At 47.0% G+C, this 25,481-nt stretch carries 24 protein-coding genes; 8 read left to right on the forward strand and 16 right to left on the reverse strand.

The window, feature by feature from the left end; genetic code table 11:
- Nucleotides 1-16: 16 nt before the first annotated feature.
- The 15 genes from BQ5367_RS03965 to BQ5367_RS04035 all read right to left on the reverse strand — a co-directional run bounded on the left by BQ5367_RS03965 (nucleotide 17) and on the right by BQ5367_RS04035 (nucleotide 14,531).
- Nucleotides 17-2,107: a DNA topoisomerase 3 gene (locus BQ5367_RS03965; protein WP_071441252.1), complete on the reverse strand. Its 2,091-nt coding sequence runs from the start codon at nucleotides 2,105-2,107 to the stop codon at nucleotides 17-19.
- On the reverse strand, nucleotides 2,104-2,871 hold the full coding sequence (locus tag BQ5367_RS03970; protein ID WP_071441253.1) for a DUF4366 domain-containing protein: 768 nt from the start codon (nucleotides 2,869-2,871) through the stop codon (nucleotides 2,104-2,106). Before BQ5367_RS03970 ends, BQ5367_RS03965 begins: the two co-directional genes overlap by 4 nt.
- Nucleotides 2,858-3,115: a DUF4315 family protein gene (locus BQ5367_RS03975; RefSeq protein WP_003509287.1), complete on the reverse strand. Its 258-nt coding sequence runs from the start codon at nucleotides 3,113-3,115 to the stop codon at nucleotides 2,858-2,860. The genes BQ5367_RS03970 and BQ5367_RS03975 overlap by 14 nt, the downstream gene beginning before the upstream one ends.
- A 23-nt stretch (nucleotides 3,116-3,138) precedes the next feature.
- Nucleotides 3,139-5,094 (reverse strand): C40 family peptidase, encoded by a 1,956-nt coding sequence (locus BQ5367_RS03980; protein ID WP_071441254.1) that lies wholly within the window; start codon nucleotides 5,092-5,094, stop codon nucleotides 3,139-3,141.
- Entirely contained in the window at nucleotides 5,091-6,002 is a 912-nt protein-coding gene (locus BQ5367_RS03985) for a DNA cytosine methyltransferase (RefSeq protein ID WP_071441255.1), read from the reverse strand. The genes BQ5367_RS03980 and BQ5367_RS03985 overlap by 4 nt, the downstream gene beginning before the upstream one ends.
- Entirely contained in the window at nucleotides 5,999-8,404 is a 2,406-nt protein-coding gene (locus BQ5367_RS03990; RefSeq protein WP_071441256.1) for a VirB4-like conjugal transfer ATPase, CD1110 family, read from the reverse strand. The genes BQ5367_RS03985 and BQ5367_RS03990 overlap by 4 nt, the downstream gene beginning before the upstream one ends.
- Nucleotides 8,307-8,756 (reverse strand): PrgI family protein, encoded by a 450-nt coding sequence (locus tag BQ5367_RS13025; RefSeq protein WP_003509300.1) that lies wholly within the window; start codon nucleotides 8,754-8,756, stop codon nucleotides 8,307-8,309. The genes BQ5367_RS03990 and BQ5367_RS13025 overlap by 98 nt, the downstream gene beginning before the upstream one ends.
- 6 nt (nucleotides 8,757-8,762) lie before the next feature.
- Nucleotides 8,763-9,335 carry an MT-A70 family methyltransferase gene (locus tag BQ5367_RS13030; protein ID WP_456243193.1) on the reverse strand — a complete coding sequence of 191 codons (573 nt, stop codon included), beginning with the start codon at nucleotides 9,333-9,335 and terminating at the stop codon, nucleotides 8,763-8,765.
- A gap of 12 nt (nucleotides 9,336-9,347) precedes the next feature.
- Nucleotides 9,348-10,211: a VirB6/TrbL-like conjugal transfer protein, CD1112 family gene (locus BQ5367_RS13035; RefSeq protein WP_005946756.1), complete on the reverse strand. Its 864-nt coding sequence runs from the start codon at nucleotides 10,209-10,211 to the stop codon at nucleotides 9,348-9,350.
- A gap of 72 nt (nucleotides 10,212-10,283) precedes the next feature.
- Complete coding sequence (locus BQ5367_RS04010) at nucleotides 10,284-10,499, reverse strand: Maff2 family mobile element protein (RefSeq protein ID WP_002566673.1); 216 nt, start codon at nucleotides 10,497-10,499, stop codon at nucleotides 10,284-10,286.
- A gap of 96 nt (nucleotides 10,500-10,595) precedes the next feature.
- Nucleotides 10,596-10,826, reverse strand: coding sequence for a hypothetical protein (locus tag BQ5367_RS04015; protein ID WP_003819034.1), 231 nt, complete (start codon nucleotides 10,824-10,826; stop codon nucleotides 10,596-10,598).
- Nucleotides 10,827-10,854: 28 nt separating this feature from the next.
- A complete protein-coding gene (locus BQ5367_RS04020; protein WP_071441260.1) occupies nucleotides 10,855-12,660 on the reverse strand; it encodes a VirD4-like conjugal transfer protein, CD1115 family in 1,806 nt (601 codons plus the stop codon).
- Entirely contained in the window at nucleotides 12,657-13,133 is a 477-nt protein-coding gene (locus tag BQ5367_RS04025) for a PcfB family protein (protein WP_055200123.1), read from the reverse strand. The genes BQ5367_RS04020 and BQ5367_RS04025 overlap by 4 nt, the downstream gene beginning before the upstream one ends.
- A gap of 42 nt (nucleotides 13,134-13,175) precedes the next feature.
- On the reverse strand, nucleotides 13,176-13,388 hold the full coding sequence (locus BQ5367_RS04030) for a DUF5348 domain-containing protein (protein WP_003819042.1): 213 nt from the start codon (nucleotides 13,386-13,388) through the stop codon (nucleotides 13,176-13,178).
- Nucleotides 13,389-13,403: 15 nt separating this feature from the next.
- Nucleotides 13,404-14,531, reverse strand: coding sequence for a DUF6017 domain-containing protein (locus BQ5367_RS04035; RefSeq protein ID WP_071441261.1), 1,128 nt, complete (start codon nucleotides 14,529-14,531; stop codon nucleotides 13,404-13,406).
- A gap of 295 nt (nucleotides 14,532-14,826) precedes the next feature.
- On the opposite strand from BQ5367_RS04035, the gene BQ5367_RS04040 reads away from it, so the two are divergent.
- Nucleotides 14,827-16,788: an alpha/beta hydrolase family protein gene (locus BQ5367_RS04040; RefSeq protein WP_071441262.1), complete on the forward strand. Its 1,962-nt coding sequence runs from the start codon at nucleotides 14,827-14,829 to the stop codon at nucleotides 16,786-16,788.
- Between the two features lie 21 nt (nucleotides 16,789-16,809).
- Here BQ5367_RS04040 and BQ5367_RS04045 read toward each other — a convergent pair whose 3' ends face one another.
- The gene (locus BQ5367_RS04045; protein ID WP_071441263.1) at nucleotides 16,810-17,691 is read right to left on the reverse strand and encodes a Cof-type HAD-IIB family hydrolase; all 882 of its coding nucleotides are present in this window, start codon (nucleotides 17,689-17,691) and stop codon (nucleotides 16,810-16,812) included.
- Between the two features lie 257 nt (nucleotides 17,692-17,948).
- Here BQ5367_RS04045 and BQ5367_RS04050 point away from each other — a divergent pair, with 257 nt between their 5' ends.
- From BQ5367_RS04050 to BQ5367_RS04080, 7 genes are all read left to right on the forward strand, one after another.
- The gene (locus BQ5367_RS04050) at nucleotides 17,949-19,331 is read left to right on the forward strand and encodes a TldD/PmbA family protein (RefSeq protein ID WP_071441347.1); all 1,383 of its coding nucleotides are present in this window, start codon (nucleotides 17,949-17,951) and stop codon (nucleotides 19,329-19,331) included.
- Between the two features lie 4 nt (nucleotides 19,332-19,335).
- Nucleotides 19,336-20,667, forward strand: coding sequence for a TldD/PmbA family protein (locus BQ5367_RS04055; protein ID WP_071441264.1), 1,332 nt, complete (start codon nucleotides 19,336-19,338; stop codon nucleotides 20,665-20,667).
- A 1-nt stretch (nucleotide 20,668) separates the two neighbouring features.
- Complete coding sequence (locus BQ5367_RS04060) at nucleotides 20,669-21,265, forward strand: PH domain-containing protein (protein ID WP_071441265.1); 597 nt, start codon at nucleotides 20,669-20,671, stop codon at nucleotides 21,263-21,265.
- 131 nt (nucleotides 21,266-21,396) lie between these two features.
- Nucleotides 21,397-23,562: a type I pullulanase gene (gene pulA / locus BQ5367_RS04065; protein ID WP_235858729.1), complete on the forward strand. Its 2,166-nt coding sequence runs from the start codon at nucleotides 21,397-21,399 to the stop codon at nucleotides 23,560-23,562.
- Nucleotides 23,559-23,909, forward strand: a complete 351-nt coding sequence (locus BQ5367_RS04070) for a DUF4234 domain-containing protein (RefSeq protein ID WP_071441266.1) — start codon at nucleotides 23,559-23,561, stop codon at nucleotides 23,907-23,909. Before pulA ends, BQ5367_RS04070 begins: the two co-directional genes overlap by 4 nt.
- Nucleotides 23,890-24,267 (forward strand): DUF2752 domain-containing protein, encoded by a 378-nt coding sequence (locus BQ5367_RS04075; protein ID WP_071441267.1) that lies wholly within the window; start codon nucleotides 23,890-23,892, stop codon nucleotides 24,265-24,267. Before BQ5367_RS04070 ends, BQ5367_RS04075 begins: the two co-directional genes overlap by 20 nt.
- Before the next feature lie 53 nt (nucleotides 24,268-24,320).
- A complete protein-coding gene (locus BQ5367_RS04080) occupies nucleotides 24,321-25,481 on the forward strand; it encodes a type 2 periplasmic-binding domain-containing protein (protein ID WP_071441268.1) in 1,161 nt (386 codons plus the stop codon).

The raw sequence follows: 25,481 nt of genomic DNA on the forward strand, positions 1-25,481 counted from the left end.
CCTATGCTTGCTGTTTTTAGTTTTTGCCCCTCTGTTCCACGCGGTAGTTCACATACTTGCCGCCGGTATCGGCCAAAAGCACCGTCCCGTCATAGGTTTTGCCGATTTTCATGGAGCGCAGGCCCTTTACCTTTGCTTTTCCGTCTTTAAGGAGCGCGGCGGCGATCTTCGGGGTGAACGCCTTGCCTCGTTCCTCAAAAAATCGGTCATTCTTCCACATGACAAACTGGCAGCTTCGGTTTCCGCAGTAGTAGTTCTTTTTGCCCTCGTAGACGCTTTCCCCGCAGCGCGGACATTTGCCGATAACCACACGCTCGGTCTGAAACAACTTCTGCGCGTCCTCGCTGATCTGGGAGTAGCCCACGATCAGGCCCCTTGTCATTTCTGCAATGCCAGCCATGAAGCCCTCCGGGTCGGCCTGCCCCTTGGCAATGGCTGTCAGCTCCGTTTCCCACTGTGCCGTAAGCTGGGGAGAGGTCAGCACTTCCGGCAGCACACAGGCAAGGTTGTGGCCGTCCTTGGTGGGAAGTAGCTGTTTTCCCCTGCGCTCCACAAAGCCCATCTGCACCAGCTTTTCTAAGATGGAGGCGCGGGTGGCCGGGGTTCCCAATCCCTGCCGCTCGGCGTCCTCCGGCAGATCGTCCGCACCGGCGCGCTCCATAGCAGAAAGCAGGGTATCTTCCGTGTAGGATTTTGGCGGTGCGGTGAAATGCTCGGTGACGGCGGCAGTTACCTTGTCAAAGGTCTGTCCCTCGGTGATCTCCGGCAGTTCCCGCGCAGGCTCCGGGGCGGTGTCGTCGGCGTCTGTTTTGAACGACGCCTTAAAGCGGCGGTCAAGCTCTTTCCAGCCGGGGGTCAGGATGGTTTTTCCCTTGGCGGTAAAGGTGTTCCCGGCACAGGTGAATGTGGCGGTGACAGCTTCATACACATGGGGCGCGGCCACGGCGCACAGCAGCTTGCAGCACACAAGGGACAGCAGTTTCTTTTCCCCCTCGGCCAGCCCGTCAAAGCCTTTCTGCACAAATTCCATCGTCGGGACAATGGCGTGGTGGTCGCTCACTTTTTTGCTGTTCAGCACCCGGCCAAACTGCGGGGACAGGTCAAGCCCCGTTGCAAAAGGAAGCAGCGGCCACAGGCCGGACACAAGGCTTTCCGCCGTTGGCAGCATATCATCGGTCAAATACTGACTGTCGGTGCGGGGATAGGTCAGCAGCTTCTTTTCATAGAGCTGCTGGGCATAGTCAAGGGTCTGCTTGGCGGTAAATCCAAACAGGCGGTTTGCTTCCCGCTGCAAGGTGGTGAGGTCATAGAGGCGGGGCGGCTGCTCCGTCTTTTTCTCCCGTGTTACCGACACACAAACGGCCTGCGCCGTTTCACAGGCGGCTTTCAGGGCCTTGGCGTCGTCTGCGTTTCTCATGCGTTCACTGGCCGCCTCCATGCCGCCCGCCGCAATCTGGACGATGTGGTATTTCTCTTTCTGAAAGCTGCTGATCTTGGCCTCCCGGTCAACCAGCATTTTCAGGGTCGGCGTCTGGACACGGCCCACGGTCAGGGTCTTGTGGTAGAGGATGGAGAAAAGTCTTGTCGCGTTGATCCCCATCAGCCAATCCGCCTGCGCCCGGCAAAGGGCCGACTGATACAAGTTGTCATAGTCAGTTCCCGGTTTCAGATGGGCAAAGCCGTCCTTGATGGCCGCGTCCTCCATGCTGGAAATCCAAAGGCGCTGAAACGGTTTCTTGCAGCCCGCCATCTGGTAGACGAAACGGAAAATCAATTCCCCCTCGCGCCCGGCGTCAGTGGCGCACACAAGGCCGGTAACATCGGGGCGCTCCATCAAAGAACGCAGGGTGTCAAACTGCTTTTTCTTATCATCGGGAATGATGTACTGCCATTCCTGCGGCAGAATCGGCAGGTCGTCGTAGCGCCATTTTTTGAAACGCTCGTCATAAGTCCCGGCGTCGGCAAGGGAAACAAGGTGGCCGATACACCAGCTCACCAGATAGCCGTTTCCCTCCATGTAACCGTCCTGTTTCTTGTCCGCGCCGATCACGCCCGCAATGCTGCGGGCGACGCTTGGTTTCTCTGCAATTACTAACTGATAGCTCATACTTCGTCCTCCTTATTTCCATCTTCACTTGTCATATCCTCGTCCGGCTCCGGGGCTTCGTCCTCGTCGTCCTCGTCCTCGTCCTCTCCAAAGTCATACTCGGCCAGATCGTCATTGCCTGTGGTGTCGGCTTTTTCCTTTTTGAATTTCAGGAAGTAGAGGGCTGCGCCGCCGCCCAGCAGCACCACCACAAAGAACACCACAAGGCCGCCCATGCCGCTTGGCTTTTCCTCCTGCGGCTTTTCTTCCTCCGGCTGGGGCTTCGGCTCCGGCCCGTTGCAGGCGGTCAGGTTGTTTTTACAGACCGGGCAGGCCGTATTGACGGCCCCGGCTTGACACTTGGCCGTACAGGTGCAGACCTCCGGCTCTTTTTTCCCGTCCTCCAACAAGGCTTGCAGGTCGGCGTCGTCCACTTGGTTGAGGAAATGCACCGCCGTTTCCTTGTCCTCGTTGGCCCGGTCGATCAGGATGTAAAAATAATTCCCGGCCTTGGTGGTAACGGTGATAAGCTGCTTATCCCCGAAAAAATCATCCACCAGCGTAGCGTTGCCCTGCGGGGTGACAGGTACGCCCTCCGGCTCCATGCCGCCGGTGGTGGGTTCTTCGGTTTCCTCCGGCACTTCTGCGGGGGCCTCGGTGGTTTCCGGCAGCGGCACCGGGTCAGGGTCAGCGCCCTCGGCGTAGGCGGTAACGGTCGTGGTCGCCATGCAGAGCGCAGCGGCCACAGCCAGCGTCAAGGTGCGGAACAGTTTAGATTTCTTCATGGGCGCTGTCCTCCTGTTCAAAGTCCGGGATCGGGGCCGGGGCCGCCTGCAACGCGCCGCCGCGCACAAAGGCGGCGAACTCCTGCGGGGTCATGTTGAGGCCGCGCACAAGCTGGACGATCTGCAAGTTTTCCTGTTCGGTCTTGGCCGCTTCCAGCTCCCGAAGCTGCTTTTGCAGCTCCGCGATCTTGCCCTTGGTTTTCTCAATATCCTTTTCAATGCGTTCCAATTTGTTCATTGCCATAGTGATTTACTCCTTTCTGGCGTTTAAGGCAAACGCCCGTAACAATAAAAATGCTGCTGCCAGTAGCTTGAATTGAGGTTCGTGTAGGAAATGGGGTCGCCGCAGTGCAGCATGACCGAATTTCCCACATACAGCCCCACATGGGACATCCCGGCAGTGTCATAAGTGCCGACGAAAAATACAAGGTCGCCGGGCTTGGCCTGCTCCGGGGAAACGGGAGTGCAGATGTTGTAAAGCCCCTGCGCCGTCTGGCGTCCCACATTCCAGCCGGAATGATTGATAACCCAGCTAATGAAGCCGGAACAATCAAAGCTGGTGCTTGGGGAGCTGCCGCCCCACACATAGGGATAGCCCACATACTTTTCCGCCTCCGCGATCATGGCGGCAAAGGCTTCGTCCTTTAGCGCCTCCGGGGGGATTTCATAGTAGGTCGGCTCTTTCGGGGTGGAGGCGTGGGGATAGCTGCCGTTGGGAAACAGGTCTGGCCGGTTGCCCAAAGTCTGCATATAGGCAGCATAAAAGCCCATCTGTTCCTCGGTGAGAATGTAGATGGGCAGGTGGGACAGGTCAAAGTTTTCCAGCTTCACATTGCAGATGTAATAGGTGTAGGGAACTTCCACGGTATAGGTGTTTCCCTCGCTGTCCGTCCTCGTTTCGGTGCGGTAGCGGGTTTCCGTTTCGATGGTCTGGGTCAGGATGTACTGCTTTTCAAAGAGCATGGCAAGGTCGCCCTGTACCTCCCCCAAAGTGAACACGCCGTTATGCAGCGCGGAGAGGATGGAGGTCAGCACATAGGGGTCATGTTTGATCTCGTCCAGATCGAAACGGTATTCGTCATAGCCAGGGTGCAGGCTTTCGTAGTTGTCAAGTTCGTGCTGCAAGTCTGCTTCCAGCGCGGCATAGGCGGCTTCGGCTCCCAGCATATCGCTGTCCTCGGAGAGATAGGAGGTGGCGGCAAGGCCCGTCCCGGTGCTGCCAAACATGGCGGTGCAGGATTGCAGGCCGCCCATCACCAGCAGGAGCATGAGGCCCACGCCGCCGACGATCAGCGCCCCTTTCCAGTGCCGGGCGGCAAAGGACGCGGCCTGTCTGCTTTTTTCTGCGGCTTTCTTGGCTGCGGCACCCGTGGTCTTGGCGGTGCCTGCGGCCCCCTGTGCGGTCTGACCCGCCGCCCTTGCTACCTTGGCATATTCCCGCTTGATGTGCTGTTTCTGCCAGAAGCGGGAAACGGGGTTCTTGACCGCCTGCGCCAGCTCCGGGTTGTCCCGCAGGGATTTTTGATACGCAAACTCGGCGTTGGCAGCGATGGACTTTCGCTCGGCCTTGGCTGCGGCCCGGTAGGGTTTGAGCTTGTGGCGGTGGACGCCGCTGCGGATCATGCGGCCCACCTGCCGTTCCGCCAGTTCCTCCCCCTTGTGGCCGCCCTCCACGCCCACATTTTCGTGTTCTACCTCATGGATTTTTCCGTGGAGGTAAAGCCCGGCTTCCTGTATGGGACGGCTGGCCGGGTTTGGTTTGAGCTGGGGAGGGGCTTTCTCCACCTTGTCAAAATACAGCCTGCTTTTGGCCTTGCCCTTGGCCTCGTCATAAACGGTTTCCTTGGTGACGACGCGCTTTTTCGGCAGGGCTTCTTTGGCCGCTTCCAGCTTATCCGCCCGCTTTTCTGCCTTTTTGATATACGGGGCCAGCTCTGGGGAGGCCCGTTCCTCGGCGGTAAACTGCAACCGGGAAACGGGGCCGGTGGTCTGCGCCACGGTTTCCCCGGCGTCCTTGGCCGCTTTCTTTGCCTTGTGGCGGTCGTGCAGTTCGTCCGCCCGTTCCAGTATTTTTTCCGCCGCGCCCTCCGGCTGGGCGGTGTATTCCTGCTCGGCCTCCCGGCTGGACACATTGACGCTTTCGCCGGTGGTCTGGTTATCCAGCGTCAGGCCGTCGCGGGTCATGTGCTGCGTTACCTTGTCGCGGGGTTTCAATGGGTTCATGTAACATCACCTCCTTGCGGTCTGTTCCGGCAGCGCCCGGTTTCGATCTCTGCAATATAGCGCAGGATGGGGTACACCTGCGGGGGAACAACTGCGTTTCCCAAAGTCTTTAACCGCTTTGCCACATTCGCCGGCGGGTCGCTGATTAAGTACGGGATTTGCGCCGGTTCTTTGGCCCACATGGAATGTCCGTCCATCTCCGGGGGAATCCCATCAGCCATTCCACCCAGTCGGGATTCAGTTTCACATCCCCCGGCGGGCTGCCCAGCAGTTTGTAAACCGCCCATGACAGCCGCGCCGTCCATACGGTTCCGCTGGGGTTGTATTTTCGGAAGCTCCCGGTCGGGGTCATCCGTACATCGACAGTTTTCCCCACATCCCCCGTGTCGCTGGCAAGGGGCGTGGGAAGCAGCATGGCCGATGATGAAAGTTCTTTTGCGCTCATGCCATGCGCCGACGGCGACAGCAGGAAGTACGAAAACCCTAACGGCGTAGCCTGCCTGCTCCAAGTCAAAAACCGTCTTGTCGAGCCCCAGATGGATGAAGCCAGCAACATTTTCTCCAAGCACCCAAGAGGGGTGCAGTTCCCGGATAACGCGGAGCATTTCGGGCCATAAATACCGTTCGTCCTCAAATCCCCGTTGTTTCCCGGCGCTGGAAAAGGGCTGGCAGGGGAATCCCCCGGAAATAAGTGTGGTGGTTTCTCGTCCTGTTTTTTCAAAAAATGCCTCCTTTGTCACTGTGGTAATGTCCCGGAATTTTGGTACCTGCGGCCAGTGCTTTTTCAAAACTTCCATCGGGAAATCCGCCCATTCGCACTGGCATACGGTGGTAAACCCTGCGGCTTCCGCCGCAAGGTCGATCCCGCCGATCCCGGAAAACAGGCTGAAATGTGTTAAGGCGCTCATACCGTCGCCCCCTCACCTAACCGGGTCGTCATGATCTGGTAGAGCTGGGTGTTTTTCGGGATGGGGTTCTTAAAGGGCAGGATCACATTTTCGTAAATGAGAAGCCCCTCGCCGGGTTCGGAATTGTCAACATACCGTAATTGCTGGGGCGAAATGTTCAGCCGTTCCGCAAGGATTTTGCGGTCGCCGCTGGCCTGATTGAGCAGGCAGATAAAGTCGCTGTTTTCCAAAATGTTCTCAATTTCCGGGGAGGAAAGCAGGTCTTTTACATTCTGCGTCGCACCTGTGGGAATCCCGCCCCACTTACGGAAACGCTTCCAAATCTCACAGGAAAAGGCCGCCGTCTGTTCCTCACGCAAAAGCAGGTGGAACTCATCACAGAAATACCATGTCGCCTTGCCCTTGCTGCGGTTTTGGGTGACGCGCCCCCAAATCTGGTCTTGGACAATGAGCATACCGATTTTCTTTAGCTGCTTGCCCAGCTCCTTGATGTCAAAGGCCACAATGCGGTTTTGAATGTCGATGTTGGTTCTGTGGTTGAACACATTTAGGCTGCCGGACACATACAGGTCAAGGGCCTGCGCCACCCGGTCGGCCTCCGGGATATGCTGGTCTAACAGGGCTTTGTGTAGGTCTGCAAGGATGGGCATATTTTCCGGCTTGGGGTTTGCCAGATAAGGTCGGTAGATCACCTGTACCGCCCGGTCGATCACCGTCTTTTCAATGGCTTCCAGCCCGTTCTTGCCGCCCATGACAAGCTCACAGAACGACAGCACAAAGTCGGATTTCAAGGCCAGCGGGTTTTCGTCCTCGGAGTAATTCAGGTTGATGTCCAGCGGGTTCACATAGTTTTTGCTGGTAGGCGACAGCTTCACCACCTGCCCATGCAGCCGCTTCACAAGGGGGTAATACTCGGCCTCTGGATCACAGATATACACATCGTCCGGGGTGCAGAGGAACACGCTCAAAATTTCTGATTTACAGCTCATACTTTTGCCGCTTCCCGGTGTCCCCAGCTTTAGCCCGTTGGGACACCTCGCCCGTTTGCGGTCGAGCATAATCATGTTGCCGGTCTTGGCGTTGATCCCGTAATACATGGCGTCGCCGCCCTGAAAAAGCTCCTGCGTTACAAAGGGGACGAACACGGCCACGCTGGAAGTCGTCAGGGAGCGTTCAATCTGGGTGTGGCTGGCCCCCAGCGGCAGGCTACTCATAAGCCCCTGTTCCTGCTGGTAGTCCAGCCGTACAAGGGAACAGTTGTATTTCTGGGCGATCCCGGCAGCCCAGAACACATCGTTTTCCAGCTTTTGCCGGGTGTCTGCGGTGTTCAGCACCAAAAAGGTAAGCTGGAACATCCGTTCATTCCGGCTCTGCAAGGTCTTTAGCAGCTCCTTGGCGTCCTGCCCGTAGGTGGCAAGGTCGCTGGGAAGTATATCCATGTCGTAACCACTTCTTACCGCCCGTTTCTGTTCCTGAATCTTCATGGCGTCAAGGTCGGTGATCTTGCGCTTGACCGTCTTAATGGCGTCGCTCTGGTCGATGGCCTGCACATGGAGGTTCACCACAATGCCGTTTTCTGTGTTGAGGAAGTCGGCCAGCATTTCATCCGACAGCTCCGGGGAGAGGATTTGCAGGAAGCTCACCGCCCCGTATTTGCCGCCCAGCCCGAACATCCGGGCATTGCCGAAGCGGAACGAGGACGGGGCGATAAAGTCCTTGGTGGAAAGCCCCGACGGGGCAAGCCACTTCCAGTCAAAAGAAAACGGCTCCCCGTCCGGGTGGAAAATGCTGTGCATGACTTCCAGCCGTTCCTTGGCGTCCAGTCCCCACGCGGAGGCCCCCATGCTCTTGAAATAGCCCAAAAGGTCGGTTTCGATCCGGCGCAGTCTGGCGCGGGCCATTTTCAGGCTGTCCGCCTCGATGGTGTAGGTCATAAATTTCCGCTTCATCAGGCCGTTGTTCCCGTTCACAAGCTGGTCTTGCAAAATGTCGGAATACTCGCTGCGGATGTCGTCAAAGTCGTCCCCCTGCGCCCGGATTTCAAAGCTCTTGGCGTACTGCTTGGGGTCGATCTTGCGGTTGATAAAGGAAAACTGCACATGAATGGAGGCGTCCAGATAGTTGTAGAGGTCGCACAGGTTTTCAAAGATGGCGGTCTTGGTGTCCGCCTGCGCCAGTTGGTAGCTGATGTCCGTAAACTCAATGCACTTGGAAAAGGTGCGGGGCGTTACCCGGCACACGCCGTCCTGATACATGGCCTCATAGGGAATACTGGCCTGCGCCGAATGGGGTTTGCCGTCGCCCTTATACTTTCGGATGACGGCCTGAATCTCTTTCTTTTCGGCGCGGGTGAGCTTGACCGGCGCTTTTGCGCTCGTTTCGTTCTTTTGCTTTTTGGACAATGGCGTTGACCTCCTTTTCCATTTGGGATTGCCGCACAAGGGCGGTATAAGCGTTGTTGGTCTGGTAGGGCCTCTCCTTGGGCTGGATGAAGCAGCACTCTACGATCTGGCGCACCACCACTTCAAGGGGCTGGCCGTGTTTTTCGTAAAGCGCCAGCAGAAAGCCCGGCAGCATGGCAAACACCATAATGAGCGCCGCCGCGCTGGTCGGGACGCGGCCCCGGATCAAAAAGAAAAGCGGGACGCCTACCAGCAGCGCGCCGCCAAAACAAATGAGCTGGCGTTTCGTCAGCCCGAATACTACCTTGGATTTGACCTTGGTTAAATCCTTGGGGACAGTTACATAAGCCATAAAAAGTCACCTCGTTTCTGGTACGGACAGGGAAAAATCGCTGTCCAATTCATTGCCCCACGCATCCCAGCCGGGGGTTTTCTGTCTGGCAAACAGTTCTGCGCGGGGCAGGTCGCCCGCAAGGGCTATGATTTTCTCGCGGGTAATGTCTGGTTTCTTGCTGTGTTCCTCCACCGGGGAAATGATAAACTGATGGACGCTTTTGGAGTAACGCTTGGGATGGCCCCGCTTGGCAAGCAGGCAGATTTCCGCGTTTCCTCTCGTCCAATAGCCCAGTCCGTAAAACCATGTGGGGCTTTTGCGGTTCAATTTCAGCCAGACAAAGGCCACGGTCTTAAAGGAAAAGCCCCACGCCTTAATCAGACGCAGCGCCTCCGGGAGCTGTGGGAAAGTCGCCCACAAAAACAAGAGGCAGTCTTTTCCCGCCAGCGTTTCCACCGGCAGGGCGCACAGATCGTCAATGCTCATGGTGGGATAGTGATGTTCCGCCGCCCCTGTCCGTTTGCACTCATATCTCCACGGCGGGTCGGCGTAAAGGATGTTGTAGGTTTTCTTTTGTGTTTCCTCGATGGTTGGTATTCCTCCTGTCTGTCAATGTGCGGTAAATACGGCTTTCGATATGCTGCCGGTCTTGAACAGACAGAAGCAAAGCAAAACGGTATAGCCCATACAGCCCCAGATCGCGCCGGATATGTCGTCGGCGGTTCCGATCTGCTGGATCAGCACCGCATAAATCCCGACAACCACCATGATTAAAAAGGCTTGGAAGCCCAGCGCAAGCAGGGATTTCAAGTAGTTCTGGCCCATGCCGCGCCACTCTGCATTGCCCAGCGTGGCAAGGGGGATCGGCCCCAATGCGGTCACGGCGTAAATTTCAATCATTCTTCCATAGGTCACAAGGAAAATGCAGATGGAAAGAATGTTCATCGTCAGCCCCACAACAAGGGTCTGGAACCACAGGCCCAGCAGCGGCCCGATGTCCATTGCTTCAAGGCGGCTTTCCAGATCGGGCAGCAGCGTGTCAAAATCAATGCTGGTATCTCCGATAATCACCCCGGCGCTTTGGTTGACGACCTGCTGGGTGGCGTCAAACACGCCCATGACGATATTCCATGTGTTCGTCACAATGAGAATGGCAAAGGCGCTTTTGAAAATCCAGCGGAAGAACATGGAGCTGTCGAAGTCGTGCATATTGTTCTTTTCCACGATCATGTCGATCAGCTCATAGCACATCACAAGGGCGAGAATGGCCGCCGCAATGGGGACGATCACCGTTTCGGACAGGTTTTGCAGCATGGAGAAAATGCCGCCGTTCCAGTCCTGCGGGGTACTGCCCACATCCGACGCGATTTCCCCGACTTTGGTATTGACTGTGTTAAACAGGCCGGACAGGTTGCCCATGATACCGTCGATCAGGATTCCTTTGATCCATTCCCCGATTAAATCACCGATCATGTGGGGACACCTCCTTTCCCGCGCCCTCCCCGATCAGAGAGGGCGCGGAGGGTTTTCTAACACACATGGGGGTTATCCCAGCAGCCCGGACAGCAGCGGAACAAGGGTCATACCGATCAGGGCAACGCCACCTCCGGCGACAAGCTGCTTAATTCCCTGTGACTTGCTTGCCGGGTTGTCCGCCCCGTATCCCTCCAAAAGATTGACGCCGCCCCATACGCAAAGCGCGCCGCCGAGGCCCACAACGATGGTCTGCAAAGTATCAACTGCACTATTGAAAAATTCCATAAATTTACCTCCATAAATTCAGATTGTGATGGTGTTTGGGTGCAAAAAAAGCCGCCGTACACAGTGGCAGCCTCACAATCCGCAGACGGCCCGGAGTTACTGGCCGTCCCGCCATTCCAGCACAGCCAGCGAAAAAATTTCGCCCCATGCTTCACACAATTCACGGTTTACTTCCGCCTCCATCTGTTTCAAACCGGCGTCGTCAGGCAGTTCAAAATCGTGTTCGATCATCCACCGCAATGCAACGGCAGCGGAGATCATGCCACGGAAAACAGCCTGCTCCTGCTTGAAATAATCCGCAAATGTCCATTCGTCCGAGTGTCCCATCGGTCACGCTCCTTTCTCCATGGCCGCTTTATTCCGCGGCAAAATCTTCATCCGACAGCTCAATGTCGTAGAGGTCAAAGAGTTCGTCCTCCGTTACCACGCGCCGCTTTTTCCGGCGCAGGGACGACAGGTAGCTGTCCACATCAAAGGTGTTCTTTTTGTCGGCGTCCGAGAGGTATTTATAGCGGGGGTGGCGGGTAATGTCGTATTTCTCACTGAAAAACGGCCTTACGCCGCGCACCTGCAAAATACACTTGCCTCCGTCCATCGTTGCAATTTCGTCTTGGCTCATCAGCTCCTTTCCGAGTTTTTGGTAGTTCAGTCCGTGGGAGGTCTGCGCGCCCCGGTTCTCGCTCTGGTTGTAGCTGTCAATGGTTTCCTTGCCCAGCACCTCCGCGATCTCCTTGGCGTTCTTGCCCCGGCCACTAAGGAACAGCGTACAGTCGCAGTTGTCGGAAATGATTTCCGCCGCGTCCTTGTAAATGGCCTTTAGCTGCGACTGGCTCTGCAAAATAATAGAAGCCGAGATTTCCCGGCTTCGTATGGTGGCAATCAGCTTGTCAAAGTTTGGAATCTGGCCGATGTTGGCGAACTCGTCCAGAATCAGCCGCACATGGACGGGCAGCCGCCCGCCGTATTTGTCGTCGGCCCGGTCGCACAAAAGGTTGATAAGCTGGCTTTGCACCATTGCCAGAATGAAATTAAAGGTCGTGTCCGTGTCCGACATAATCAGGAACAGGGCCGTTTTTTGATCCCCGATGGTGTCAAGTTCCAGTTCGTCGTCCTCCATCAGCTCCCGCACCTCCCGGATGTCAAAGGGCGCTAATCTGGCTCCGCAGCTTATCAAAATGGAGCTGCGGGTCTTGCCCGCCGACAGCAGGAATTTACGGTACTGGCGCACCGCAAAATGTTCCGGGTCTTTTTCTTCCAGCCGTTCAAACATCTGGTCTACCGGGGATTGAAATTCCGGGTCGTCCTCGCGGGCTTCGCTGGCATTTATCATTTCAAGCAGCGTAGTGAAATTCATTTCATCGTCTGGCGCTTCGTACCAGATATAGCCAATGAGGGCCGAATACAGCAGGCGTTCCGATTTGATCCAAAAATCCTCGGCGCTCTTTTCGCCCTCGCCCTTGGTGTTGCAGATCAGCGTGTTTACCAGCTTCAAAATGTCCTTTTCCGAATGGATGTAGCGAAACGGGTTGTAGCGCATACTCTTGGAAAAGTTAATGGTATTCAGCACTTTTACCCGGTAGCCGCACCGCACAAGGAGCTGGCCCACTTCGCCAATCAGACTTCCTTTCGGGTCAGTAATCACGAATGAGGTCGGGTAGTCCTTGGACACACACTGCATGAGGTTGGGCTTCACAAAGAACCGGGTCTTGCCGCTGCCGGAACCGCCGATCACCAGCACATTTTTGTTCCGGGCGGTCTTGGGGTCTTTGGGCCGGTTGTTCATGGTGAGGCGTTCCGTCTGGGTCAGGAGGATGTTGTTGTCAAACACCGGGTCGATGTACGGGGCTATATCTTTGGGGCCTCCCCAACGGGCGCTGCCGTACTCGACGCCCCGGCGGTATTTCTTGGCGTTCTTGCTCTTGCAGTACACCATCAGCCGCAATGCCACCGCACCGGCCACGCCCACCGCCAGATCGAACAGGTGGAAGCTGGGGGCGGCGCTTTCAAAGGCAAGGGAAAAGCCGTCCGCAAGGTGCAGCAGCTTTTCCGACAAGTCCGCCCCAGCCGCCAGCCGGTAGGTCTGTCCCAGCTTGCCGAACAGGTACACAAACAGCAGGTAGGGCAGGTTGGCGATTATCAGCTTTTTCATTTCCGGCTTCATCGTGACAGCCCCCTTTCCTTGATTTTCTCCTTGGCCTGCTGGCTGCTTCTGGCCGCTGCCTTTTCTTTCAGGACGGCAAGGGTTTTTCGGATGGAGGGGCGTTCCTGCTGTTGGAGCTTCTTGGCTGTAAACTCCTTAAACGCCTGTTCCAGATTGTCCGCCTGCTTGGATTTGAAGATCACGATATACCGGGGCGGATGGGTAGTGCGGTCTTTCCGCAGGGTAAAATCAATGTCGTATTTCTTGGCGCAGGGCTTAAACAGGCCAATGTTGGCGTCGGTGATCTCAATGTTGGACAGGGCGGAACCGTCCTTTTTGAGCTGCCGTAAGCTCTGCTGGCCGTGATGGGCCTTACCCGTCCCTTTCTGCCGGGCGGACAGATATTTTCGGATGGCCGCTTGCAGCACTTGGGCGGTGAGCTTGCCCGTCTTAACCGCTAACGCTATGGTTTTCTGGTCTACTTCTTCCTGCAACTGCTATCCCTCCTTTGGAAAGTCAGCAGGCAGGCGGATGGCTTAAATCCGCACCCGCAGGCCGGAGAGGTCGTCGGCATGGATTCCTACCAGATACCAGTTCTCGGCCATCTCAATGCGGGTCGGCCTCCATCTGCCGCCCACCATCACATCAAAAGTTTCTCCGCAGTGCAGGCCGCCGTAATAGTCCGCAAGGTCAAAGCGGATGTCGTAGCGGTCTGTCTGCTCGTCAAAAATCAAAGCACCCTGTTTCATAGGGTCGGCCTCCTTTCAGATTTTGCCAGTGTTCATGTCATGGGCCACCAGCGCCGTGTAATAGCCGTTGATGGTGCTTGGGGCGTTGAACAGAACCGCCAGCAGGTATTTTTTGATGTTCCGTATTTCCGTGGTGTTTTTGCTGATACAGTCAAAGACAAACTCAATGTGAGAGCTGTTCAGCTTCATCAGCTTGGATTTCACCAGCTCGGCGGGGTAATCGTCCCCGGCAATGCGGATGGTCTTTCGGGCGCTGCATACGGTTTCCACCAGCAAGTCCACGATCTCGTCCAGCATATCCCGGTCAATCCCCTTGGCGTACTGGCAAAGGTGTTCATACTCGATGTTGTCCTTGATGATCTCCCGATAAATCTCTACGGCGCTCTGTGATTTCGCTCCCGTTCCTTTCCGTTCCGGCGGCGCAGCCGCTTCTTCCCCCAAAGGAGAGGGAGGGGAAAGGATAAGAATGGAATCGGTATTTGATCCATCCGTAATTGATTTCTCTTTACTTGATCTATCTTTATTTAATTGCGTTGGTTTTTCCTGCGTAGGCTTTTCCTGCGTTGGATTATCCAATGTTGGATTTTCCAATGTAGGTGAATCCGGCACAGGCTGGGGCTGTTCATAAATGATGTAATCCGCCCCGCGCAGGCGGCCTTGGCTGTCACGCTCACGGGAACGCACGATATAGCCCGCCTGTTCCAGCTCCCGGACAGCCGCCCGGATCGCGTCGATCTGCTCCCGGTTGATAAGGGATAAGCCTTTCAGCGTAAAGTCCCAGCTCTCCGGCAAGGACAGCATTTGCGACAGCAGCCCCTTGGCTTTCAGGGACAAGTCCTTGTTCCGCAGGTGGTGGTTGGACATCACCGTATAGCCCCGGTTTTTCTCCACTCGAAAAACTGCCATCTCGTCGTCCACTCCTTTCACTTGAAATTTCACCGCGCCGTCAAGGGCGGTGAGCTTGCCCGGCTGGTAGGGACATTCCTCATACACACAAAACTGGTACTTCCAGTGCGGGCGGTAGAAACGGCAGGTGCCGCAGTCCTCCGGCGCTCCGGCCTCGCCGTTGTCAAAATGATCTGCGCCCGGCCTCGTCTGCATGAGCTGTTCAAAGGCCCGGTCGCTGCCGGAAGTAAAGTACATAGGCGGTCGCCTCCTTTCTGTTTTTGGGCGCAAAAAAGCGGCGTCCTGATCTCCCCAAAGGGGAAAAGAGAACGCCGCTGTCTGCGGTGTCGTATTCAATTTTCGATGTGTCACTATTTGGGCGCTGGGCTTCACGGGAAGCAGAAGCGTGTCAAAGCTCAATCCGAAAGTAGTAAATCGGTAGTAAATTCAGTTCTTATATCCCGTGAAATGCCCGTATTTCCGGGCTTTTTGGAGATAATCAGAGTTGTTCATACAAATTTAATAGTATAATATAAAAAAGAGAGGATTTATTATGGAAAGATTAGAATTAAAAGATTTTTTAAAGTATCATTTTATTAGCCATCTAAAGTACAATGAGGATGGAAGCATTTGTGTATTTTCGCTTAGCGAATGTGATGAAGAAGAGAATGGTTATCGGAATAATTTGTATATGTTGAAAGATGGCAATTGTCGTGCACTTACACAAAGTGGTAAAGATGGACAGTATCAGTTTATCGATCTAACAACTCTTTTATTTATAAGCCATCGTGAAGAAAAAGAGACTGATGAAGAAAAAACTTCATTCTATAAGATCTCATTAGATGGCGGAGAAGCTGTAAAGGCATTTGATATACCGTTTTTAGTTTCGTCCTTTGAACATATTTCTAAAGATCGCTATCTATTGGCTGTACAATATAATAAAGATTATTCTTATGGTGATGATATTTCACTCAAAGAGAAGTATCTAAAAAATAAAAAAGAAGAAAATGATTATAAAGTTTTTACTAAGATTCCTTTCTATTTCAATGGTGCCGGCTTTTTAGGAAATACGATTACACGTTTATATCTTTATAATGCGGATCTTAATGAATTAAGTGCGATTACTTCTGATGAAATTGACATATCTTCTTATCATTTGAATGAGGATAAGAGTGAAGTTTTATTTGTTGCGACTGAAGTTTTAAATAAACCAACGTCCAAAAATGGAATATGGGTTTATTCTTTCGAAAATAAAACTGCTTCGGTTTTACTTCCTGAAAAAGAGTATTATGTCTCAGATGCTTTCTATTTTATGGATCAGATTCTTTTTCTTGGCAATTATGAATGGAAACATGGAATGAGTGAAAATGAACGCTTCTTTCTATTAGATCATAGTGGTCGAATTTCCTTATTCTATAATAATGAATTAAGCGTTTGGGGAACTGTAGGAAGTGATTGCCGTTATGGTGGCGGACAATCAATGAAAGTGGATAAGGAAAATTTTTATTATCTTTCTACACAGAATGAAGATAGTGTATTGATGACTATTAATGCTAATAAAGAATGTTATGAAGCAGTACATATCAGTGGCAGTATTGATTGTTTTGATGTATATGATGGAAAAATTGTATTTGTGGGTATGAAGGATGGTAAGCTTCAGGAAGTTTATGAGTATTGTAATTCTCAGATCATTCAGAAAACTTATTTTAATGAAGAAGTTTTGAAGAATAAATATGTGAGTGATTATGAAGAAGTACATTTTGTTAATGATGGCATTGATTTTGCAGGCTGGGTGTTAAAACCTAAAGACTATGATCCAAGTAAGAAATATCCGGCTATCCTAGATATCCATGGCGGGCCTAAAACAGCTTATGGAAAGGTATTCTATCATGAAATGCAGGTTTGGGCGAATCTTGGTTATTTTGTTTTCTTTACGAATCCAAGAGGCAGTGATGGAAGAGATAATGAGTTTATGGATATCTTTGGAAAGTATGGGACGATCGATTATGATGATTTAATGGTATTTACTGATGCTGTAGTGGAAAAATATCCGGCGATTGATGAGAAACGATTAGGGGTTACCGGTGGAAGTTATGGCGGCTTCATGACGAATTGGATCATATCCCATTCAAATCGTTTTAGATGTGCAGCCACACAGCGTTCCATCAGCAACTGGCTTTCTTTCTATGGTACCAGTGATATAGGTTATACTTTTGCACAAGATCAGATTCATGGTAATATTTTTGATTCATATGAAAAATTATGGGAACATTCACCATTGAAATATGCTAAAAATATTCAGACACCGACGCTTTTTATCCATAGTGATCAGGATTATCGCTGTCCATTGGAACAGGGCTTACAGCTGTATACAGCGATGATCGATTTAGGCATAGAAGCACGTTTTGTGCTTTTCCATGGAGAAAATCATGAGCTTAGCCGTAGCGGTAAACCAAAACATCGTATAAGAAGACTAGAAGAAATAACAGCCTGGATGGAAAAATATTTAAAATAAAAGAAGGAGCTTTCCTTCTTTTTATTCATGAAGTACAAATTGATATATGGCCTTTGCAACCCCGCTTTGAGTATTGGCGCTGGTAACATAGCTAGCTTCTTTTTTAATTCTTTCTTCGGCATTTTCCATCGCTACTGAAATTCCGGCTGTTTTAAACATATCCACATCGTTTTCACCATCACCAAAAGCCATTACTTCATCTTTAGATAATCCTACAGTATCCATATATCTTTTTAATGTTTTTCCTTTGGTAATATTTTTAGGTGTAATTTCTAACATTCTAGGACAAGTCCGCACTACCTGATAATCTTTTAAATCATGTTTGATCTTTGCTTCGATCTGATCCAGATAATCGGCATTATGGGTGATATTTACTTTATTCAGCTTATCTCTATCGATCATTTGAAAATCCTGGATTATTCTTTGGTGTGGATAGCCACTTCGATTGTCACTGACCCAGCTCCATGCACCACCTGCCCATGGATAATCATCAGGCAGCTTTCTTTTTTCTCTTTCTTCTTTTTTATAAGCATATAAGACATCCGGAATATAACAATAAAAACCATCATCAAAGTATACCTGTATTTCAACATCAAAAGAAATAAGATATGTACAAATACTTAATACTGCTTTTTTAGTTAACTGTTCAAAGATCTTACGTTTTTGAGTTTTAGGATCATAGATAGCCATCCCATTGACTTCAATCAGCAATCCTCCATATTCGCTTAGATGAAGCTTTTGGGCATATGGAAGTAAACGTCGATGACTTCTGCCGCTTGCCAATATGACTTGAATTCCTCTTTTTTGAGCGGATATCAAAGCTTCAGTGTTTTCTTGACTGATCTCATCTTCATAGTTTAATAATGTTCCATCCATATCAGTTACAATAAGCTTTATAGACATTGATTACGTTTCTCCTTTAAATTTAAAATAATCATATCAAAAAAATCTTCTGTTTTCTATAAAAGAAAACAGAAGTCTTTTATAATAAATAACCAATAATAGGTCCAATGACCATAGCCGCACATATGAGCAACAATATAATCGCTCTGACTTTACGTTTGATAAGCATCACTCCTTCTTATTAAATTACAACTTTTTAAGAGAAAAGTAAATACTTTCGTTTGAAGTTTGGTATAATGAATGCAAGAGGTGATGATATGCTAGAAAAAGAACAATTGCATGAGATATTAGAAGCCTGTTTATCAAGTGGCGGTGATCATGCGGAAATATTTGAAGAAAGAAAGGTGACGCACCAGTATTCTTTATTGAATGGGAAAGTGGATAATGCCAATAGTGGTATGATTTATGGTGCAGGAATCAGAATTTTTCATGGAACAGAATCAGTATATGGATATTCAAATGATACTTCTATGGAAAATATGATGCGGTTGGCTAAAAGTTTAGCTCAGTCATTTGAAGATGAAAAGAAGAACATCTCTTTTGAATTAAAAGAAGTTGTTTATGAAAATGCACATCCTATTAAGATTGATCCTGAAAGCGTGTCAAGTAATGAGAAGATAGAGCTTGCCCGTAAAGCTTCGCTGGCAGCGATGAACTATGATGAAGTGATTAAAAAGGTCATGGCATCTTATTTAGATGAAAAACAGGAAGTAGTGATTTCAAATACTGAAGGCAAATATATTCGTGATACACGTATTCGTACCCGTTTAGCAGTACAGGCGATTGCAATGGATGGCGATAAGATGGAAACCGGTTTTTATGGTCCAGGCGCCAGTAAAGGGATGGAATTCTATGATGAGATTGATGTAGAAAAAGCAGGCAGAGAAGCGGCACGTATTGCTAAGACAATGCTGTTTGCAGATGAGTGTCCAAGTGGAACGATGCCGGTGATCATTGATAATGGATTTGGTGGCGTTATTTTCCACGAGGCTTGTGGACATGCTTTGGAAGCTAGTTCAGTAGCCAAAGGACAGTCCGTATTCTGTGGCAAGCTAGGTGAAAGGATTGCAAATGAAAAAGTAAGTGCTGTTGATGATGGCACGATTCCAAATGCCTGGGGTTCTGCTAATATTGATGATGAAGGTAATTTCACAAAACGTAATTTATTGATTGAAAATGGAATCTTAAAAGGTTATATGGTGGATACGTTGAATGGCAGAAGAATGAACATGCCTTCAACTTCTTCATCAAGAAGACAGTCATATAAATATGAAACGACTTCCCGTATGACCAATACCTTTATTTTAGCTGGAGAAGATGAACTTGAAGATATGATCAAAGCAACTCCTTATGGTCTTTACTGCAAGTCTATGAGCGGAGGCAGCGTCAATCCAAGTACCGGCGATTTTAATTTTGCTGTTCAGGAAGGATATCTGATCCAGGATGGTAAGATCGTAAAGCCGGTAAAAGGTGCGAGTTTGATTGGTAATGGGGCTGAAACGCTCTTGAAGATTGATTTTGTCGGCAAGAATCTGGCACGTGCACAAGGGATGTGTGGAGCTAGCAGTGGTTCTATTCCGACAGATGTTGGCCAGCCTGCAATTCGTGTGAGCAGTATGATCGTAGGAGGAAGGGAGTAAGCGTATGAATACACAGAAACTAATTGAAAAAGCAAAACAGGCGGGCATTGAGACGATTGAAATTTATATTCAGAAAGCTGAAAAAGAATCAATCAATGTTTATGAACAAAAAGTTGATAGCTTTACGATTGCACAAAGCGGTGGTTTAGCGATTCGTGGTTTGTATCAGGGAAAGATGGGTTATTGTTTTTTAGAAGAAGATAGTGATGATAATATTGATTTATGTATTAAAATGATCAAATCAAATGCCCAGGCGATTGAAAGTGAAGACAGTGTCATGATTTATCAGGGTGATACATCCTATCCTGTAATTGAGAAAAGTGTTAGCTGTATGTCTGATACAAGTGCTGCAGATAAGATCAAGTTTTTGAAAGAAGTTGAAGAAAAACTATTAAAAGCAGATTCACGCATTGCTCAGGTCATGGAAACAATGATGGAAAGTGAAAAAGCAGAAACAAGAATTGTCAATTCATTAGGAATGGATATTTCAAAGAAAGATGAAATATGTGTTTTCTATGCCAATGTATTAGCGAATGAGGGAAATGATAATAAATCAGCTTATGAAATTCGTGTGCTGAGAGATCTTGAAAATTATGATGTAGATGAATATGTGAAAATCTTAAGAGATAAAGTAACCAGTAAATTAAATGCAGTTCAGGTAAAGAGTGGTAAATATAAGGTTATTTTAAAGAATGAAACGATGTGTAGTTTGCTTGGTGCATTATGTGGACTTTTTAATGGAGAAAATGTTTATAAAGGAATTAGTCAGCTAAAGGATAAATGTGGTGAGATAATTTTTGATGAAAAGATTACGATCAAAGATGATCCGTTAAAGAAAGATGGCTTATCAAGTACTCCATTTGATGATGAAGGGGTGGCTTGTTTCACAAAAACAATTGTGGATCATGGAAGATTAAAGATGTTTTTACACAATCAAAAATCAGCTGCAATGATGAAGTGTAAATCAACAGGTAATGGATTTAAGAGCGGTTATGCATCAAGTGTTGGTATATCTCCTACTAATTTCTATATTGAAAATGGAGAAAATAGTTTTGATGATCTTTTAACAATCATGGAAGATGGATTAATCATTGATGAACTGAATGGACTTCATGCAGGTTTAAATCCGATTTCAACTGACTTTTCCTTGCAGGCAAGCGGCTATCTTGTAAAGAATGGAAAAATCGTTCGTCCTGTTAATTTAATTACAGTTGCTGGTAATTTTTTAGATATGATGAAAAAAGTTGAGGCTGTGGGTGACGACACATATGATTCGCTTTCAGGTATCAGTTCACCGTCATTGCTGTTGAATGAGTTATCAATCAGTGGTGAGTAATATGGATGAGAGAGTAGATATTTGTGATTTAATAAAAAATAACGAAACGATTCTTTCTCAAATGAAACCAGATAAATTCTGTTATTGTTTCTTGCCATCATTGAGAATGCTTCCTATAGCAATTATATGGGGCTGTTTTGACATTGTATTTATAGTTAGCTTTTTACAAGTTGCTTCAGGGCCTATGTTATTATTGCTTATTGCTTTCTTTGCCATTCATCTTTATCCATGTTACAGCGTATTTACTTCTTATATTAGAAGACGTATTGAATGGGAAAATGTACAATATGCTGTGACGGATCACCGAGTGATTCAAGTGGGAGGTGCTTTAGGAGTTGAAGTTCGAAGCATTGATCATCATGAAATTGACCATGTGAATATTACGATGGGATTGATTGAAAAACTAAAACATGTTGGCTCAATTCATATTACGAGTGATTCAGGCAAGATTGATTTTATCAGTATTAATGAACCAGTAAAAGTTTATAAAATGTTGACAAGAACAAGCTTTGATGTAAAAAGTGATATTGAATATCCAAATGCTTTGCGCCCGGGAAACAATCCTGGATATCAGACAAAGTATGATGATAAAGAGTAACTGGTATTTATAATAAACAATTATTTCATAATTTAAAGTTATAGAATGGGTTTAAATTGTAGATAAAGATTTCATAATAAAATGGAAACCCTAGTATGAGTGATACTGGGGTTTTTATCACGAGAGGAATCATGATAAAAACTTGTATGAAAGAGCTAAAAGTATGGTATAATCTTGATATGAGACAGATCAATTATTTTGAAGCTTATTTAGACGATTTTGATAAGATCGTCATCTATATGTCAAAACAAAGCTATGAAGGTAATAGCCGTCTTTTTTATCTTGAAGATGAGAATGGAAAATTGGAAAATCTTGAAATTCAAACGATTGAGCCAACAAGCAGGAACTACAATAAATATACTTGTAAAACAAAAAATCCAATTGAAGTTGGAAAAAACTACCATATACTTCATGAATATGCTCGCAGATGTCCTTTAAAGACAGGCTATATTACAAAGCTTGCATCTTTTGACGAGCAATTTAGTTATGATGGTAATGATTTAGGAGCTACCTATACAAAAGAAAAGACAGTGTTTAAATTGTGGGCTCCAACTGCTGTAAAAGTAACATTGCATCTAGATGGGGAATTTTTTCTAATGACTAGGAAAGAACGTGGTGTATATGAGGTAAGCATAACTGGTGATATGGAAAAAAAGGCATATCGCTATTACATTTTAGTAGATGGCAGCTGGCAGGCATGTGAAGATCCTTATGGGAAAAGTTCATTGGCAAATTCAAACTACAGTATTGTCGTAGATATTGAGAAATTCAAAGATGAAAAACCATCGCTTCCTGAATTAAAGCATTATACAGATGCGATCATATATGAGATGAATGTACGTGATTTTACAGCTCAGAATCAAAATCATGATTTTAAGCATTCTAAAGAATTTTTAGGCGTTGTGGAAGAAAATGAAAATACGATACAAAAAGATATTGGTTTTACTTATTTGAAACATCTTGGAATAACTCATGTCCAGCTGATGCCGGTCATGGATTTCGCAAGCGTTGATGAAAACAATCCTTCAGTTTTTTATAACTGGGGATATGATCCGGCACAGTTTATGACACCGGAGGGCAGCTACAGCAGTGATCCAAATGATCCTTATGCCCGTATCAGAGAATTAAAAGAAATGGTTCATCAATTGCATGAAGCTGGAATTCGAGTGATATTTGATGTTGTATTTAATCATGTTTTTGAAATGGAAGATATGCCACTTGCCAAAAGCGTTCCTAATTATTATTTTCAGATGAATAATGAAGGTTATTATTCAAATGGTTCCGGATGTGGGAATGATTTTGATTCCAAAAGGGCGATGGGAAGAAAATATATCATTGATTGCTGTCGCTATTTGATGGAAGTTTATCATGTCGATGGTTTTCGGTTTGATTTAATGGGTATCTTAGATGTAGATACGATGAATCAGGTCTATGAAGCTTGTCATCAGATCGATAAGAATGTCATGATCTATGGTGAGGGCTGGAATATGCCAAGCTTTTTGGATGGAGAACAGCGTGCAACGATTATTAATGACTATAAGATGCCACATATTGCACATTTTTCTGATCGTTTCCGAGATGTGGTCAAAGGTCAGACAAGAATTGAAGAAGTGTATCAGAAGGGTTACTGCAGTGGTGATTTGTCACAGTTAACGATGATGAAGGATGTATTAAATGCTTCAGTAAGTGATCAATATACTTATCGGTATTTCATGGAACCTGTCAATGTCATTAATTATGTGGAGTGTCACGATAATCAGACATGCTGGGATAAATTGAAGGAGTGTTGTAAAGAAGATACACGTGAAAGAAGGATCATGCGTCAGAAGATGTGTATTGCGGCAGTTCTTTTTGCACAGGGAATACCATTTATTCATTCAGGACAGGAATTTGCTCGTACGAAATATGGTAAAGCAAATACTTATAACAGCAAGGATGATATTAATTGGTTAAACTGGGAAAGAAAAGATATGTATAAAACAATCGTTGATTATACAAAAGATTGCATTCGTTTGAGAAAAAACTATGCCTGTCTACGTTATCCAAGTGCTCAGATGGTGCAGGAACATGTATCATTTAGCGATATCAATTCAACAGTATTGTGTTATCACATTTATGATGAACAGGAGGATCTGACAATTATGTTTAATCCTAGCAATCAGGAATTTAGTTATTCTTTTGAGGGTATTCGAGATCTTCTCTTTTATAATGGTGGTGTCGATCATGAAATTGTCAATGGTTATATTTCAATACAGCCATTGAGTGTCATTGTTTTGCGCAAAGGAGGTTCACAATGAAAAGAAATCTTGTTACTACAATCTTGCTTATGATATTTACCTGTGGTTTATATTATTTGTATCTCATTTTTGCTATTTCTAAAGAAATGAATGAATTACAGTATGATTATAGAAATGATCCGGCAATGGATCTGCTGCTTTCAGTAATTACCTGTGGTATCTATCATATTTACTGGTATTATAAAATAGGCAAACAGATTGAAAATCTTCAGTATGATCTAGGAATGAGAGCAAGTTCACTTTCCCTTTTATGCCCAATACTTGCTGTTTTACAGTTGGGGTTTATCAGTATGCTGATTTTGGTCAGTGAAATGAATCACTGTATCGATGAAAAAGAGTATTATTAATCTTTTGCTGGTAATTGTCATTTTAGTAGTTCTTTTTATGTGGCAATGTCCTTTTGAAAGAATTACAGGTATTCCTTGTCCGGGATGCATGATAACAACGGCTGCATATTATCTGCTTCGCTTAGATTTTGAAAAAGCATTTTATTTCAATCCGGTTATCTATCTTTTAGTTGTTATGTCAATTCCACTGATCTATACCTATTTTAAAAATAGAAAATGGTTTAGAAGACTATTGATATTGACATTAGCTATATGGCTTGGCATCTATATTTATCGGATGATCACGATCTTTCCGGATTATCCAATGCCGTATGTAGAGGATAATTTGATTGCACGTATATTGAAAGGAATCAAGTAGTTGAAAAACTGCTTTTTCTTTAGAAATGATGAAAGATATGGTATTATAGAAGAATGAAAAAGATATTGATGTTCATGATGGCTGTTTTTTTGCTGACTTCATGCAGTCGTCCTATTGAAAATGAAGAAGCAGCCGTATTAAAAGTAGCCGTTCATGATGAAACTTATAAAGAAAAACTAAATGAATTGTGGAATGAAACTTATCCGGATGCCAAGCTTGAAATCAGCGTTGTGAGCCAGGAAGATATAACGGAAGCTATAACGAATGATGAAAGTTTAGATTATGATGTTTACTGGATAGAAGATGAATATATTCCTATGATCATAGATGATCTTTTAGAGCCTGAAAGTGATGTTGAGGTAAGTTTAAATACGAATTTCAATGATGTATTTGATAAGATTAAAAAAGTCTATCAGCCAATGATGGCGCAAGGAATGAGTTATTATGCTCTTGATTTAAATAAAATTGAAAGTGATGGGGTGGCTATTGATACGTTTGAAGAAATAGAAAAAATAGCTGAATTAGATCATGGCTTTTATTATATGGATGATATTTATTTTACATCAGCTTTTCTTACCTCTAATCTGAATTATCTTCCTGGGAAAGAAAAAAATACGATTAATTTTACGGGAGCTTCTTTTCAAGAGGCACTCAGTGATTATCAAAAGATTCTAGAGCTAATTGAATGTGATGATCCTGCTTCTTTTGACAACTGGTTCATACAAAACACATATTATAGTGGTTTTGTCACAGATCATATGCAGTTGAGCCAGGATGAAGAAGTGAATCAGGGAAGGTATCAGATCAAAAAGCTGCCAGCGATCAATGGACATCAGCTTTATACGCAGGCCATTTCATATGGTTATGTGATCAATAAGGATACGGCTTATCCGAATGCAGCTAAGAATTTAGTGAAACTGATGCACTCTGTCAAAGGAATGCAGCTGTTATGTAATGATGATACATTGATTCCTTTGATCTTAGAAGATCAGCTGGATCAGTTTGCTTTTGAAAATGAACATATCAAGGAAAAGACAATTGCTTTAAATGGAGCAATTTCAAGAAACTGGGTTGGTATTGAAAATAAGACGGACGGAGCTTTGGATTTTCTTTATTTAGATACAACGATTGAGAAGATGAAAGCTTGTAATCTGGAAGAAATAGAAACTTGTCAGAATGAGTTAGATGAAGAATATCAGGAATGGTTAAAATAG

Source organism: Traorella massiliensis, from assembly GCF_900104665.1.
Lineage (GTDB): Bacteria > Bacillota_I > Bacilli_A > Erysipelotrichales > Erysipelotrichaceae > Traorella > Traorella massiliensis.